16 protein-coding genes are annotated in these 14,792 nt (G+C 62.6%); 9 read left to right on the forward strand and 7 right to left on the reverse strand.

Translation table 11 applies throughout. The annotated features are described in order from the left end of the window. The first annotated feature begins 31 nt into the window (after nucleotides 1–31). From pgsA to rnr, 4 genes are all read left to right on the forward strand, one after another. Nucleotides 32–700 (forward strand): CDP-diacylglycerol--glycerol-3-phosphate 3-phosphatidyltransferase, encoded by a 669-nt coding sequence (pgsA, locus tag Q8K08_RS14770; protein ID WP_305250552.1) that lies wholly within the window; start codon nucleotides 32–34, stop codon nucleotides 698–700. Next, nucleotides 697–948 (forward strand): molybdopterin converting factor subunit 1, encoded by a 252-nt coding sequence (moaD, locus tag Q8K08_RS14775; RefSeq protein ID WP_304797505.1) that lies wholly within the window; start codon nucleotides 697–699, stop codon nucleotides 946–948. Before pgsA ends, moaD begins: the two co-directional genes overlap by 4 nt. A 1-nt stretch (nucleotide 949) precedes the next feature. Continuing rightward, a complete protein-coding gene (locus Q8K08_RS14780; RefSeq protein WP_304797504.1) occupies nucleotides 950–1,390 on the forward strand; it encodes a molybdenum cofactor biosynthesis protein MoaE in 441 nt (146 codons plus the stop codon). A 102-nt stretch (nucleotides 1,391–1,492) separates the two neighbouring features. After that, on the forward strand, nucleotides 1,493–3,742 hold the full coding sequence (rnr, locus tag Q8K08_RS14785; RefSeq protein ID WP_305250553.1) for a ribonuclease R: 2,250 nt from the start codon (nucleotides 1,493–1,495) through the stop codon (nucleotides 3,740–3,742). Here the strand turns inward: rnr and Q8K08_RS14790 are convergent. After that, entirely contained in the window at nucleotides 3,739–4,989 is a 1,251-nt protein-coding gene (locus Q8K08_RS14790; RefSeq protein ID WP_305250555.1) for an RNA polymerase sigma-54 factor, read from the reverse strand. The two genes, rnr and Q8K08_RS14790, sit on opposite strands and share 4 nt — an antisense overlap. Nucleotides 4,990–5,145: 156 nt before the next feature. Here Q8K08_RS14790 and selD point away from each other — a divergent pair, with 156 nt between their 5' ends. Next, nucleotides 5,146–7,347, forward strand: coding sequence for a selenide, water dikinase SelD (gene selD, locus Q8K08_RS14795; protein WP_322573295.1), 2,202 nt, complete (start codon nucleotides 5,146–5,148; stop codon nucleotides 7,345–7,347). Between the two features lie 88 nt (nucleotides 7,348–7,435). Here selD and mnmH read toward each other — a convergent pair whose 3' ends face one another. Both mnmH and Q8K08_RS14805 read right to left on the reverse strand, forming a co-directional pair. Then, nucleotides 7,436–8,482, reverse strand: a complete 1,047-nt coding sequence (mnmH, locus tag Q8K08_RS14800) for a tRNA 2-selenouridine(34) synthase MnmH (protein ID WP_305250558.1) — start codon at nucleotides 8,480–8,482, stop codon at nucleotides 7,436–7,438. 100 nt (nucleotides 8,483–8,582) lie between these two features. Beyond that, nucleotides 8,583–9,164: a DNA-3-methyladenine glycosylase I gene (locus Q8K08_RS14805; protein ID WP_304803533.1), complete on the reverse strand. Its 582-nt coding sequence runs from the start codon at nucleotides 9,162–9,164 to the stop codon at nucleotides 8,583–8,585. A 115-nt stretch (nucleotides 9,165–9,279) separates the two neighbouring features. On the opposite strand from Q8K08_RS14805, the gene Q8K08_RS14810 reads away from it, so the two are divergent. The 3 genes from Q8K08_RS14810 to phbB all read left to right on the forward strand — a co-directional run bounded on the left by Q8K08_RS14810 (nucleotide 9,280) and on the right by phbB (nucleotide 12,242). Next, nucleotides 9,280–10,113, forward strand: a complete 834-nt coding sequence (locus tag Q8K08_RS14810) for an EAL domain-containing protein (protein ID WP_305250559.1) — start codon at nucleotides 9,280–9,282, stop codon at nucleotides 10,111–10,113. A 128-nt stretch (nucleotides 10,114–10,241) separates the two neighbouring features. Continuing rightward, nucleotides 10,242–11,414 (forward strand): acetyl-CoA C-acetyltransferase, encoded by a 1,173-nt coding sequence (locus tag Q8K08_RS14815; RefSeq protein ID WP_305250560.1) that lies wholly within the window; start codon nucleotides 10,242–10,244, stop codon nucleotides 11,412–11,414. A 102-nt stretch (nucleotides 11,415–11,516) separates the two neighbouring features. Next, nucleotides 11,517–12,242, forward strand: a complete 726-nt coding sequence (gene phbB / locus Q8K08_RS14820) for an acetoacetyl-CoA reductase (RefSeq protein ID WP_305250562.1) — start codon at nucleotides 11,517–11,519, stop codon at nucleotides 12,240–12,242. A 51-nt stretch (nucleotides 12,243–12,293) separates the two neighbouring features. On the opposite strand, the gene Q8K08_RS14825 is transcribed toward phbB, so the two are convergent. Next, nucleotides 12,294–12,440, reverse strand: coding sequence for an RSP_7527 family protein (locus Q8K08_RS14825; protein ID WP_304803525.1), 147 nt, complete (start codon nucleotides 12,438–12,440; stop codon nucleotides 12,294–12,296). Nucleotides 12,441–12,624: 184 nt separating this feature from the next. Here Q8K08_RS14825 and Q8K08_RS14830 point away from each other — a divergent pair, with 184 nt between their 5' ends. Then, a complete protein-coding gene (locus tag Q8K08_RS14830) occupies nucleotides 12,625–13,497 on the forward strand; it encodes a DMT family transporter (protein WP_304803522.1) in 873 nt (290 codons plus the stop codon). A 2-nt stretch (nucleotides 13,498–13,499) separates the two neighbouring features. On the opposite strand, the gene Q8K08_RS14835 is transcribed toward Q8K08_RS14830, so the two are convergent. From Q8K08_RS14835 to Q8K08_RS14845, 3 genes are all read right to left on the reverse strand, one after another. Further along, on the reverse strand, nucleotides 13,500–13,667 hold the full coding sequence (locus Q8K08_RS14835) for a YdcH family protein (protein WP_304803520.1): 168 nt from the start codon (nucleotides 13,665–13,667) through the stop codon (nucleotides 13,500–13,502). A 100-nt stretch (nucleotides 13,668–13,767) separates the two neighbouring features. Then, a complete protein-coding gene (locus Q8K08_RS14840) occupies nucleotides 13,768–14,523 on the reverse strand; it encodes a tRNA1(Val) (adenine(37)-N6)-methyltransferase (protein WP_305250563.1) in 756 nt (251 codons plus the stop codon). 14 nt (nucleotides 14,524–14,537) lie between these two features. Beyond that, nucleotides 14,538–14,753 carry a DUF2007 domain-containing protein gene (locus Q8K08_RS14845; RefSeq protein ID WP_304803515.1) on the reverse strand — a complete coding sequence of 72 codons (216 nt, stop codon included), beginning with the start codon at nucleotides 14,751–14,753 and terminating at the stop codon, nucleotides 14,538–14,540. Between the last annotated feature and the right edge of the window lie 39 nt (nucleotides 14,754–14,792).

Here is a 14,792-nt window from a genome sequence, read left to right on the forward strand (position 1 = left end):
TCTGGCGGGGTTAATGGTCTAAGCATTTGCCATGAGATGGACGCTTCCCAATATCCTGACGGTGATGCGCCTGATTGCAGCCCCCGGCGTCGCGATCATGTTTTTGTATTTTCATCGCCCCTGGGCAGACTGGTTTGCGCTGACCCTGTTCATCGTGGCGGCAATAACCGACTGGTTTGACGGTTATATCGCCCGGCGCTGGCAACAGGAATCGAAGTTTGGTGCCATGCTGGACCCGATTGCCGACAAGGCGATGGTGGTGATCGCGCTGGTCATCATAACGGGGTATTCGGGGATGAATCCCTGGCTGATACTGCCGGTGACGCTGATCCTGTTCCGCGAAGTGTTCGTCTCTGGCCTGCGCGAGTTTCTTGGGGCAAAGGCCGGGCTTTTGAAGGTGACAAATCTGGCCAAGTGGAAAACCACCGCGCAGATGGTGGCGATTGCGGTGCTGTTTCTGGGCACCGGGCTGGAGCATCTGGAGGGCATTGCACGGCGGGGGATGACAACCGAGCAATATGCCGATCTGGTCACGCGCGGGCTGGCCGACCCATTGCGGTCTTGTGGCGCGCGGGGGTGCTCGTCGATGGCCACGCTGGTTGGTTTGTGGATGATCTGGATTGCGGCTGCGCTGACAATGATGACCGGCTGGGATTATTTCCGCAAATCCCTGCCGTTTCTGAAGGATGACAAGCCGTGAGCGTCGAGGTCTTGTATTTCGCATGGGTGCGCGAGCGGATCGGCCTGCCCCGCGAAAAGGTGCAGACCGATGCGGCGACCGTTGCCGACCTGATCGCCGAACTGGTCGCGCGTGAAGACCGCTATGCGTTGGCCTTTGCTGATCTGGCCTCTTTGCGGGTGGCGCTTGATCAGGAGCTGTCATCGTTTGATGCGCCCCTTGCCGGGGTGCGTGAGGTGGCCTTTTTTCCGCCGATGACCGGGGGGTAAGATGCGGCTGTCTGTGCAGAGCGCGCCGTTCGATCTGGGGGCCGAGTCGGTTGCCTTTGCCAAAGGCGCTGCGGGGGCCGGGGCGGTGGTGACCTTTACCGGCATCGTGCGCGACAATGGCGGAGCGCTGGCCGCGATGGAGATCGAGCATTACCCCGGCATGACCGAACGCGCGATTGGTGCGATCATGGATCAGGCGATGGCGCGCTGGTCGCTGGCAGACGCGCTGGTGATTCACCGCCATGGGCGGCTTGCGGGCGGTGAGATGATCATGATGGTCGCCACCGCGTCACCGCACCGGGCAGATGCCTTTGCAGCGGCAGAGTTTCTGATGGATTACCTTAAATCCCGCGCGCCGTTCTGGAAAAAGGAACTGGGGCCGGATGGGGCCACTTGGGTTGCGGCCAAGGATGAGGACGAGGCGGCCCTGCTGCGCTGGTAGCGCTTGTGGCTTTTGGGGAATGCGCTCCGCGCGGGAGTATTTGACAAAGCAGCAAATGCTGGTGGCTTTCTTGCGCGGCAGCGGCGTGCTAGGGCTGGCGGTATGGAACAATTGCCCAGCAAAGAGCAGATCCTGCAATGGATCACCGAGAACCCCGGTCTTCAGGCCAAGCGCGATATTGCAAAGGCCTTTGGCATCAAGGGCGCGGCGCGGATCGAGTTGAAACGCATATTGGCGGAGCTTGAGGATGAGGGGCATGTGGCCAAAAAGGGCCGCAGCTACCGTGACCCGGAAAGCCTGCCCCCCGTTTCGATTCTGGTGATCACCGGGCCAGATGCGCAGGGCGATGTGTTTGCCCGGCCGATGGAATGGGATGGCGAGGGCGAGGCCCCGCGTGTGCTGTTCATTGCCAAGAAGGGCGACCCGGCGTTGGCGGCGGGCGACCGGATTCTGGCGCGGTTGTCGCCGGTGGATGTGGGCGAGTATCAGTATGAGGCGCGGCTGATCCGCCATATCGGGACCAACCCGTTGCGGGTGTTGGGCGTGTTTCGTGCGAATGCCGAAGGCGGACGGATTGTGCCCATCGACAAGGGTCAGGACAAGGAATGGCGCGTCGGGCGCGACATGACCCTTGGGGCCAAGGACGGCGAGCTGGTCGAGGGTGAGGCTATCGGGCGGCGCAACATGGGGTTGCCGCAAGCGCGGGTGACGGCGGTTCTGGGCGATCCGTCGGGGCCGCGCGCGGTCAGTCTGATTGCGATTCATCAGCACGGCATTCCTGATCAGTTTCCTGATGCGGTGATTGCCGAGGCGGACCGGGCAGAGCCTGCGGTACTGGCCGGGCGCGAGGATTTGCGTGATCTGCCGCTGTTGACCATTGACCCTGCGGATGCGCGCGACCGCGATGACGCGGTTTACGCCGAGCACGACGCCGAGCCGGGCAATCCGGGCGGGTTCATCGTTTGGGTCGCGATTGCGGATGTGGCCTATTATGTGCGCCCCGGATCGGCGCTGGACCGTGAGGCGCGCAAGCGTGGCAATTCAACTTATTTCCCCGACCGGGTGGTGCCGATGTTGCCGGACATTTTGTCGGGCGATTTGTGCAGCTTGCATCAGCATGTGGACCGGGCCTGTCTGGCGGTGCGGATGCGGCTGGATGCCCAAGGCGCCAAGGTCAGCCATCGTTTCGTGCGCGGGATCATGCGGTCTGTGGCCAGTCTGAGCTATGAGCAGGTGCAGGCGGCTGTGGATGGCAGCCCCGATGCGGTGACAGAACCGCTGCTGGAGCCGGTGCTAAAGCCGCTTTACGCCGCCTATGCTGCCACCAAACTGGCGCGGGCCTTGCGCCAGCCGTTGGATCTGGACCTGCCCGAGCGCAAGATCGAGCTGTCGGATGCGGGCGAGGTGAGGGCGGTGTCGTTCAAGGAGCGCTTTGACGCGCACCGCTTGATTGAAGAGTTCATGATCCTTGCCAATGTGGCGGCAGCGGAAGAACTGGTGCGGCTGAAGCGGCCGCTGTTGTTCCGGGTGCATGAAGAACCGACGCCGGAAAAGCTGGACAATCTGCGCGAGGTGGCCGAGGCATCAGGCTTTGTGCTGGCCAAGGGGCAGGTGTTGCAGACGCGGCATCTGAACACGTTGCTGGCGGCGGCGCAGGGCACCGAGTTTGACGAGTTGCTGAACATCAGCACGCTGCGCAGCATGACGCAGGCCTATTATTTTCCGCAGAACTTTGGCCATTTCGGGCTGGCGCTGAAGAATTATGCGCATTTCACCAGCCCGATCCGGCGCTACTCCGACCTGATCGTGCACCGGGCGCTGATTGCCGGGCATCGCTGGGGCAATGACGGGTTGTCGGTGCAAGACGTGGAAACGCTGGAGGAAACCGCCAAGCTGATTTCTGACAGCGAGCGGCGCAGCATGGCGGCGGAACGCGACACGACGGACCGTTATCTTGCGGCCTATCTGGCCGACCGGGTGGGCGCAGATTTCACCGGGCGGATTTCAGGCGTGCAGCGCTTTGGCCTGTTTGTGAAGCTGGACGAAACCGGGGCAGATGGGCTGATCCCCATTCGCAGCATCGGGCGCGAGTTTTTCCATTATGATCAGGACAGTCAGACCCTGACCGGGGCTGATAGCGGCATGACGATTGGGATTGGCCAGCGGGTCACGGTGCGGCTGGCCGAAGCCACGCCTGTCACTGGCGGCATCACGCTGGACCTTTTGACCATTGAAGGCGGGGCGATGCCGAAAACCGCACAACGGCGCGGTCGGTTCAGCCCGCGCAAGCCGGGGCAGGCGGTGGCAAAGGACAGCAAGCTGAAACGCAAGGTGCTGCGTAAACGGCGCTAGGGCTTGAGGCGGCGGCGGTGTGCAGGGGGGATACGCAGCTCGGCGCGGTATTTCGCGACGGTGCGCCGGGCAAGGGCTGCCCCGTCTGTGCAAAGCGCCTGCGCCAAGGCATCATCTGACATCGGCTGTGCCGCGTCTTCAGTTGCGACCAGCCGGGCCAGACGGGCGTGCAGTGCGGCGGCGGCGGTATCGGCCCCCATGTCGGACGAGAACAGGCGGCGTAGCCACCATGTGCCGTGTGGTGTGTCCACAGCAGCCCCCGCGACCACACGACTGACCGTGGATTTGTGCAGCCCGATTGTTTCGGCAAGGCTTTGCATTGTCAGCGGTCGCAGGGCCGAAGGGCCGACATCCAGCGCGGCGCGCTGATGAGACAGAATGGCCTGTGCGACGTTCAGCAAGGTGGTGTTGCGCGTCTCGACCAGCCGGATCACTTCGCGCGCCCGTGCGGCACCTGACGCGTCGGGGTCTATGGTCAGCGCGGGCAGGGCAGAGTGGTTCAGGGTGATTTGCCAGCCGCCTTCGCCTTGACGCGCGATCAGATCTGGTTCGCGCAATGGGCTGGCAATGGCCGCGAAGCTGGCCCCCGGTTTCGGGTTGAAGCTGCGGATCAGCCGGAACCGCACCAGAATCTCGGCCTCGGAGGTTTGTGCCGCCCGTGCGAGTGTAGCCCAGTCGCCTGACGCCACCAGATCAAGCCGCGACAGCATGGTGGTCAGGATCGGGTCTGTCACCTCGGCGTCGATGGCTTGCAGGCGCAGACATTCCGCCAGATCGCGGGCAAAAAGGCCGGGCGGGTCGATGCGGTGCAGCCGGGACAGGACAGGGCTGACGGCATCCACCGACAGGCCCAACTCGGCGGCTATGTCTTCAAGGCGGCGCCCCAGCCAGCCAGATGGTTCCAGCGCATCGGCCAGTGCAAGCGCGATTTTGCGGTCACGTTCGCCAGAGACAAGAGCCGGGATGGCGCTGACCACATGGGCCATCAGGCTGGGGCCATGTGCGGCAAGGGTGGCGACCTCGTCCGGACCGCTATGCGGCAGGACGCCTGACCAGCGAGGCAGCCAGTCGCCTGCCCCCGGAAACACCGGGCGCAGCACAAGAGCCGGAGTTTCGGCGGCCTGCTCCTCCAGATACCTGATCAGGGCGGCGGCATCGGCGCGCAGCACGTGCAACGCTGTTTGCAGCCCCAGACTGAGGTTCATCCGATGGGTCTGCGTGATCTGCAGGTTGGTGCGTGCCTTCATGGCGGCAGCTTACGGTGCTGCGCAAAGGTCGGGCAAGGGCCTGTCTGACAGCGGTGGCACTGCGCAACACAAAGGGTTGTGCCGGCAGCCCTCGCCCTTGGAACAGCAAGCGCGTAGGGTTGGGGCGGTTCCGATGAAAGGTCTTTGTTGATGCACATGCCCCCGCTTCCCCTGACACGCGACATTGTGCTGATCGGCGGCGGGCATAGCCATGCGCTTGTGCTGCGGATGTGGGCGATGGACCCTTTGCCGGGGGTGCGGATCACGGTGATCAACCCCGGCCCGGTTGCGCCCTATACCGGGATGTTGCCGGGTGCGATTGCCGGGCATTACACGCGTGATGCCATGATGATCGACCTTGTGCGGCTGGCGCGGTTTGCAGGCGCGCGGGTGATCCTTGACCGGGCCTGCGGGATTGACCGGGCGGCTGGCAAGGTAGTGCTGAAGTCCGGGCGGTGGCTGCGTTATGATGTGGCATCGGTCGATATCGGGATCGCGTCGGATTTGCCGGATGTGCCGGGATACGACGAACACGGGGTCGCAGCCAAGCCACTTGGGGCCTATGCCGCGCGGTGGGAGGCGTTTGTGGCGGCGTCCAATGCTGCGCCGCAGTTAACCATAATTGGTGCGGGGGTCGGCGGGGTCGAACTGGCGCTGGCGTCGGCGCATCGGTTGCTTGCGATGGGCAAAACGCCCCGGATTACGCTGCTGGACCGGGGGGCAGAGGCCTTGCAGGGCGTGTCACCCGGAACAAGGCGTAACCTGATTGCGGCGATGACGGCGCATGGGGTGTCGTTGCTGACCGGGGTGACGGTGGCGGAGGTGTTGGCCGATGCGGTGGTGCTGAGTGACGGGCAGCAGCTTGGGTCAGACTTTACGCTGTCTGTGGCGGGTGCGCGACCGCAGGACTGGCTGACCGGCACCGGGCTTGCGCTGACGGAGGGGTTCATCGATGTGGGGCCGACACTGCAATCCTCTGACCCCGGGATCTTTGCGGTGGGGGATTGCGCGCATCTGACCCATGCGCCGCGCCCCAAGGCAGGGGTCTTTGCGGTGCGGGAGGCCCCGTTTTTGCTGCATAATCTGCGGGCAGCGGTGTCGGGTGGCACGATGCGCAGATACCGGCCGCAGCGCGATTACCTGAAGCTGGTGTCTGTGGGCGGCAAAACGGCGGTGGCGGACAAATTCGGGTTGCGCTCTGGCGGGGCATGGCTTTGGGGGTTGAAAGACCAGATTGACGCGAGGTTCATGGCAAAGTTTGCCGCGTTCCCGGCGATGGCCCGGCCCGTTTTGCCGCAGCCGCATGCCCTTGGGCTTGCCGAGGCGGTGGGCGACAGGCCAATGTGCGGCGGCTGTGGGGCCAAGGTGGGTGCGGGCGCTTTGCGGGTGGCGTTGGCGACATTGCCCGCCACGGGCCGCGTCGATGTGCTGACCGGTGCGGGCGATGATGCCGCCATTCTGCGCATCGGTGGGCAGGCGCAGGTGATTACCACTGACCATTTGCGCGCGTTTAGCCATGACCCGGCGCTAATGGCGCGGCTGGCGGCGGTGCATGCGCTGGGCGATATATGGGCGATGGGCGCGGATCCGCAGGCGGCACTGGCACAAATAACCCTGCCGCGTCTGTCCGAGGCGCTTCAGGCCGATATGCTGGCCGAAGTGATGCAGGCGGCGGGGGCGGTTTTTCGCGCGGCCGGGGCCGATGTGGTCGGCGGGCATTCGTCGGTGGGCGATGAGCTGACGGTGGGGTTCACCGTGACCGGGCTGCTGGAGGGGCCGGTGCTGCGCAAGTCCGGGGCGCGGCCGGGGGATGCGATTGTGTTGACCAAGCCTTTGGGCACCGGTGTTGTTCTGGCGGCAGAGATGGCGATGGTGCAGCCCGATCTGACCGGCACCGGCGGATTGATGATGGGCGAGATCTGGGCCGCCTGTATGGCCAGTATGGAGCAGCCCTTGGCACGTGCGGCGGCCATCCTGCGTGAGCGGGCAACGGCGATGACCGATGTGACCGGCTTTGGACTGGCGGGGCATCTGTGGGAGATGCTGGAGCCTGCCGGGCTGGGGGCCGATCTGTCGCTGGCGGCGTTGCCGCTGCTGCCGGGGGCGGAGGGGTTGGCGCGACAGGGTGTCGCCTCGACCCTTGCGCCATCAAACCGGGTGGCCGTGGGCTGGCAGGTGGAGGCGGTTGCGGGGCCGCGGCTGGACCTGTTGTTCGATCCGCAGACCTGTGGCGGGCTGCTGGCAACGGTGCCGGCGGAATGGCTGCGCCCGATGTTGGTTGACCTGACGCGTGCGGGTGAGCATGCGGTGGTGATTGGGCATGTGACCGCCGGGCCGGGGCGGATCGTACTGCGCTGAGAGCAAGATGGCTGATGGCGCGGCTGTTGTGGCAAGCGTCGGATGCGCTCCGCGCGGGAGTATTTCAAGAGCAGCAATCCGGCAGGGGTCAGCTTTGGTGGAGCGCACTTGCGATGCGGCGGGCCAGATCGGGCAGTTGGTCCTGGTCCAGCGTGGGGGTGGTGAGTTCGGTCATGGCCTGTGTGCTGCGGGTCCGGTGCTTGGCGTAGCGCGGATCATAGTGATGCTGCATCAGGCCTGACGCCAGGGCAGTGAACTGATCAGTTTGGGCCAGATCCTGCCACTCTGCGATGCGTTCGGCGGAATGCGAGGGGCGCAGTTGATGCAGCGCCGCGTCCAGTCGTGCGCTGTCGCTGACAAGATCGGTGTAGGCATGCGACAGGTAGCGGGCGCGCGCGTCCAGCGGGGCCGAAATCGCGATGCGCGGGGCCTGCACCATGGCCCGCCACAGACCGGCGGGCAGGCGCAGGTCGCCGATTTTGGAGCTTTCCGCCTCGACCACGACGGGGCGGGCCGGGTCAAGCCGGGTGATGGCAACGGCCAGCTGGCCCTCGAAGCTGCGTTGCGATGGCTGCGGACCCATGGCGCCGAACAGGGAGCCGCGGTGGTTTGCGAGGCCCTCAAGGTCGATCACCTGCACGCCTTGGGCAGGCAGATGGTTCAGCACTTCGGTCTTGGCGGTGCCGGTATTGCCGTCCAGCACGATCAGCGGGCAAGGAAAGGGCTGGTCATACAGCGCCTGCACCACCAGGCTGCGCCATGTCTTGTAGCCGCCGCTGATCACCTGAACCCGCCAGCCGATCTGCGACAGGATGGAGGCGAAGGAATTGGAGCGTTGCCCGCCGCGCCAGCAATAGACCAGCGGTTGCCAGCTGCCGGGCCGGTCCGCCAGTGGCCCCATCAGATGGGCGGCGGCGTTCTTTGCCACCAGAGCGGCGCCGATCTTGCGCGCGTCAAAGGGGGATACCTGTTTGTAGATGGTGCCAACGCGGGCGCGTTCAGCATCATCCAGCACCGGCAAAGAGATTGCGCCGGGCAGATGGTCGTCGGCATATTCCGCAGGCGCGCGCACGTCGATGATGTCATCAAAGCGCGAGGCCAACACATCGGCCAGTGAGGTCAGTTCTATGGCCATTACGCCCCCTGTTCAGGACGCAGCATTAGCGGGTTGATGGCGGGGCGCAAGGCCGGGTGCGAGGTGCTGGCGACGGAATTTGTCACAAGATACCCTAGTCTCAGGCCAAGGCTGCCACGCGCGCATGACAGGGGCATGTCAGCAGATGGTCGTTGACCATGCCCGTTGCCTGCATGAAAGCGTAGACAATCGTCGGGCCGCAAAAGGTGAATCCTTCGGCCTTGAGCGCCTTTGACATGGCTTGGGAAACGGGGGTCTGTGCAGGCACTTGCGACAGGCTTTCCCATTGGTTTTGCTGCACGGTCCCATCCTGAAACTGCCAGATGAAATTGGCAAACCCTTCGCGCTGTTCAATCCGCTGATAGGCGCGCGCCGATTGAATTGTGCCCGCGATCTTGCCCCGGTGCCGGACGATGCCGGGGTTTGCCAAGAGGCGGGTTATGTCTTCCTCGGTCCAAGAGGCAATCAGATCGGGGCGGAACCCGTCGAATGCCGCCCGAAAATTATCACGCTTTTTCAGAATGGTGATCCAGCTTAGCCCGGCCTGAAACCCGTCGAGGATGAGTTTTTCCCAGAGCGTCCGGCCATCCCGTTCCGGGACGCCCCATTCATGATCATGATAATCCACATAAATCTGCTCTGTCCCGCACCAGCCGCAGCGCAGCGCTGTCTGAGTGTTCATTATTTGTCTTTCGCTGGCCAACAATTCCGACAATTGGAACAAAATGTGAAACTTTACGCAAGCTTTACCCTTGTGGCGGCATCAAGGCACTTGGGTCGGCATAAGGGCGTGCATCATGGAAAAGACAGTTCTGAGTCAAGATGTGCCCTTTGCCGAAGCCAGCCCGTTGGCCTTTGCTGTTTCTGAGAATGACCGTCAGACGATCGCTATGGTGCGGGATGCGTTGCGCACCGGGCGTTTGCGGCTGGCGTATCAACCCATTGTGCTGGCGGCGGACACGAATCGCATCGGGTTTTACGAAGGGCTGATGCGGGTGCTGGACCCATCGGGCCGCGTCATTCCGGCGCGTGACTTCATGGGCGCGGTTGAAGCCCACGAAATCGGGCGGGAAATTGATTGCTCTGCTTTGGCGATGGGGCTGGCAACATTGGTTTCACAACCCCAATTGCGCCTGGCGGTGAACATGTCGGCACGGTCCATCGGCTACCCGAAATGGACGGCGATTCTGCGCAAGGCCCTGCGCATTCACCCCGGTCTGGGAGAGCGGCTGATTCTGGAGATCACCGAAAGCTCGGCCATGCTGGTGCCCGAAATCGTTGTCGCTTTCATGGACAACCTGCAAGCCGAAGGGATCGCCTTTGCGCTGGATGATTTTGGGGCGGGCTTTACCGCCATTCGCTACCTGAAGGATTTCTCCTTTGATATCATGAAGATTGACGGTGAGTATATTCGCAACATCCATTCAGACGCTGACAATCAGGTGGTTGCCGCCGCCCTTCTGGCGATTGGTAAACAGTTCGACATGCTTTGTGTCGCGGAATCGGTCGAAACGCTGGCCGATGCAGAATACTTGCAGGCTTTGGGTGTCGATTGTTTGCAGGGGTATCTGTTCGGGGCACCCACAGTCAGGCCGGAGTGGGCTGTTTCTGGCCGCAAACAAAGGGCCTGACCCCACATTCCTGACGCTGCGTCATATCTTGCGCGCAAGAATCTTGCGCTTTGTGGCATGGGAGCTTAGGTCGGAGGGGAAGGCAGGGGAAGGGACCTCTGCCGCCTTGGCCAAGGGAGAGAGATCACATGACCAATGTCGTAATCGTTGCTGCGGGGCGGACCGCTGTGGGCAGCTTCAATGGTGCTTTTGCCAATGTGCCTGCGCATGACCTGGGCGCCGCCGTGATCGCAGGTGTTGTGGAGCGCGCCGGGATTGACAAGGCCGAAGTGGAAGAAACCATTCTGGGTCAGGTGCTGACTGCCGGCCAAGGCCAGAACCCCGCACGGCAGGCACATATCAAGGCCGGTCTGGCGAAAGAGGCCAGTGCATGGTCGCTTAATCAGGTCTGCGGCTCGGGTCTGCGCGCAGTGGCGCTGGGCGCGCAGCATGTGCAGCTGGGCGATGCGCGCATCGTCGTTGCAGGCGGTCAGGAAAACATGAGCCTTTCGCCCCATGTCGCGCACCTGCGCGCCGGGCAGAAGATGGGCGATCTGAATTTCATCGATTCGATGATCCGCGACGGGCTGTGGGATGCGTTCAACAGCTATCACATGGGCCAGACCGCCGAGAACGTCGCCAATCAGTGGCAGATTTCGCGCGACATGCAGGACGAATTCGCACTCGCCAGCCAGAACAAGGCCGAAGCCGCGCAAAAGGCCGGCAAGTTCGCGGATGAGATCATCGGCTACACCGTGAAGACCCGTAAAGGGGAAACGGTGGTCGATCAGGACGAATACATCCGCCACGGTGCCACGCTGGATAGCATGCAGAAACTGCGCCCGGCCTTTGCCAAGGATGGATCGGTGACGGCGGGCAATGCATCGGGGTTGAACGATGGCGCGGCCGCGGTTTTGATCATGTCGGAAGAAGAAGCCGCCAAGCGCGGTCTGAAGATCATCGCGCGTATCGCGTCATATGCGACTGCCGGGCTTGATCCGTCGATCATGGGCGTTGGCCCGATCCACGCCTCACGCAAGGCGTTGACCAAGGCGGGCTGGTCGGTGGGCGACCTTGATCTGGTAGAGGCGAATGAGGCCTTTGCCGCACAGGCGTGCGCTGTGAACAAGGATATGGGCTGGGATCCGTCGATTGTGAACGTGAACGGCGGCGCAATTGCCATCGGTCACCCGATCGGCGCTTCGGGCTGCCGCATCCTGAACACGCTGCTGCATGAGATGGCGCGGCGCGATGCGAAGAAGGGTCTCGCGACTCTGTGCATCGGTGGCGGCATGGGCGTTGCCATGTGCCTTGAGCGCTAAATAATTCGTCGCTGCACCTGCACAATGGGCGCGCAATAATCTTGCGCGCCCATTGGCTTAACGATACCTATATTTCAAGAATGCCAGAATTAGGAGGATACTATGGCTAGAGTTGCATTGGTTACGGGGGGCTCGCGCGGGATTGGTGCGGCGATTTCTGTCGCGTTGAAAGCCGCCGGTTATACCGTTGCCGCGAATTATGCGGGCAATGATGAGGCCGCGGCCGCTTTCACCAAGGAAACCGGTATCCCCACCTATAAATGGTCTGTCGCCGAATATGACGCTTGCGCGGCTGGCATCAGCCGGGTGGAGGCCGAACTGGGCCCGGTCGACGTGTTGGTCAACAACGCGGGCATCACCCGCGATTCGATGTTCCACAAAATGACCCCCGGCCAGTGGAAAGAGGTGATCGACACCAACCTGACAGGCCTGTTCAACATGACCCATCCGCTGTGGTCGGGCATGCGCGACCGCAAATTTGGCCGGGTGATCAATATCTCATCGATCAACGGGCAAAAAGGGCAGGCGGGGCAAGTCAACTATTCCGCCGCCAAGTCGGGCGATCTGGGCTTTACCAAGGCTCTGGCGCAAGAAGGCGCGCGCGCTGGAATCACCGTGAATGCAATCTGCCCCGGTTATATCGGAACCGAAATGGTGCGCGCGATTGATGAAAAAGTGCTCAACGAGCGCATCATCCCGCAAATTCCGGTCGGCCGTCTGGGCGAGCCCGAAGAAATCGCGCGTTGCGTGGTGTTCCTTGCGGCAGAAGATGCCGGTTTCATCACTGGCGCAACGATCAGCGCGAATGGTGGCCAGTTCTTCGTCTGAGTCGATCTGACAAACTGAAAGGGCCGTCCCAAGTGGGGCGGCCCTGTTCTGTCAGGCTTTTGCCACGTTGCCCACAACAGGCTTGCGACGGAAAAAGCTGATGATGCTGCGCATCATGTCTGCCATTGCCTGTGCACGCAGAGCGCGCGCTTCGCGCATGATGGCGTCGTGATCAATGTGAACTTTTGTTTCCAACATCGGACATTTCCTTTTGGATCTGTCCTCCCTGCATTAAAAATGCCTGTTGTGTCAGAACATTGCAACCTGAGAGTCCATGCGTTTTCTGCATTGCCGCTGCCCGGAAAACGCAAGCGCGGGCTTGACCTTAAGCCGTGGCTGGCATCTGTTCCGCACCGATTGAGCATCGCAAAGGGGCGGTATCGTGACGCAAAGCATGGCCACCGCCATCGGGTTTACAGCTGTTCTGATGTGGGCGCTGCTGGCGCTGTTGACCATTGGATCGGCCCCGGTACCGCCGTTTTTGCTGAATGCCTTGTGCTTTGGCATTGGTGGATTGATCGGTCTGGTCTGGACCGCGCGGCGTGGCTTTGGCGTGTTGCGCGGCGTGTCGTGGAAGGTTTACGCCTTTGGCACGCTGGGCCTGTTTGGCTATCATTTCTTGTATTTCACCGCGTTTCGCATCGCGCCAACGGCTGAAACCGGGCTGATCGCCTATCTGTGGCCGCTGTTCATCGTGCTGTTTTCCGGCCTGTTGCCGGGGGAGCGGTTGCGCGGCCAGCATATCGTCGGCGCGCTGGTGGCTTTTGCTGGCGCGGCCCTGATCGTGCTGCGCGGCGGGGTTGATCTTGGTGGGGCATCGGCACCCGGTTTGCTGCTGGGTTTTGGCTGCGCGATCACCTGGGCGGCTTATTCGGTGCTGTCGCGACGTCTGGGAAATGTGCCGACCGAAAGCGTGACGGTGTTCTGCCTTGCCACTGCTGCGCTGTCACTGGTGGCGCATCTGGCGCTGGAACAGACGGTCTGGCCCGCGAACACGCTTGGCTGGCTGGCCGTGCTGGCACTGGGGCTTGGCCCGGTGGGGCTTGCGTTTTTCACCTGGGATATCGGCATGAAAAAAGGCGACATCCAGCTTTTGGGCGTCGCCTCTTATGCTGCGCCTTTGCTGTCAACGCTGGTGCTTATCGCCGCCGGTATAACGCCCGCCACCCCTGTCATCGGGGTGGCGGCGCTTTTGATTGCCGGGGGCGCTGCGCTGGCGGCACGCGCAAGTGCCAGCGCGCCCAAATCGTTGTAAGGTCAGGCCTGCGCGAGGCGGTTGATTTCTTCCTTCAGCTTCATTTTTTGCTTTTTCATATCGGCGATCTTCAGTGCATCCGTTGCCGGGCTGCGCTGCTCACGCTCCACCATGTCCGAGAGGTGCTCATGCTTGCGGCGCAGTTCCTGCAGGTGCGAAGCAACGGTCATCTTAACCCTCCTTTGGTCAGTTCCAATATGACGATTGCATCACAAGAGTTGAGTCGTGTCGCCATAAATCGACCGCTGCACAGCAGCGATTACAGCAAATTCAGCGAAAGCGCGCCAAAAGGTCGCTGCCATTGCGCAGAACTGCGCTCGCCTCTGGCGTGTAATTCTCGCGGTCGCCGTCATGGGCCAGACCGGTATGCAGCACAAAGGGTGCCAGCAGGCGAAACGGGGCGCGCCCGCCTTTGCGGGCCTGAACGATAATGCGCTGTGCCATACGGCCCGCGCGGGGGGCCAGCGGCAGCACTGCGATAGAGCCAAGTTTGGACATGCCGCGCAGCACGTCGGGCAAGCCATCGGTGCCGCAGATCAGTGTCAGCCAGCCGCGCGGGGCCAGTCTGCGCGCGCCGGCTTGCACCCAATCGCCCAAGGGCAGATCGACCTGCATCGCGCGCGCGCGTTCGGGCAGGGGCGATGGGGTGCCTGCGGGCGGGTAATAGGGCGGGTTCATGATGACATGGTCAAAGTCCATCCGCAGCGCGGCGGGGATTTGAGACAGATCGCCGTCATGCACCTGCATCGCCAGCCCATTGCGCGCGGCATTGCGGCGGGCAAGGTCGGCGTAGACGGGCTGCACCTCCAGCCCCCAAAGCTGCGCGCCGGGCACGCGCGCCCCAAGGCAAAGGCTTGCCGCCCCTGCGCCGCAGCCGATATCCAGCACACGATCGCCCGCCAGCGCTGGACAGGCGGCGGCCAGTAAAACCGGGTCGGTCGCGGCACGATAGCCTTTGACGGGCTGCAACAGCTGCAAGCGGCCGCAGAGGAACTTGTCATCCGTCAATTCAGCGTCAGTGAACATTGCGGTGCAGCATCCTACTGGCCAAGGTCGATATCATTGTCGCGCATCACAGTCCGGGCCATGAACAGATCCTGATCGCGCACCATCAGGCGGCGCGGCAATATGCCAAGGCTGCCGTCAAGGATGCTCATGTGGACGTCCATTTCAAACGTCGCTATACCCTCGCCCTGTAGTAGGGTCTGTGCATAGGCGATCACTGTGATGTCGTTTGTGCGCAGTAGCTCTTTCATACGCCCAGATTTATGGTCTTTTCCATGAAAAGGCGAGAG

The sequence above is a fragment of the Pseudotabrizicola sp. genome (assembly GCF_030684215.1).
Taxonomy (GTDB): domain Bacteria; phylum Pseudomonadota; class Alphaproteobacteria; order Rhodobacterales; family Rhodobacteraceae; genus Pseudotabrizicola.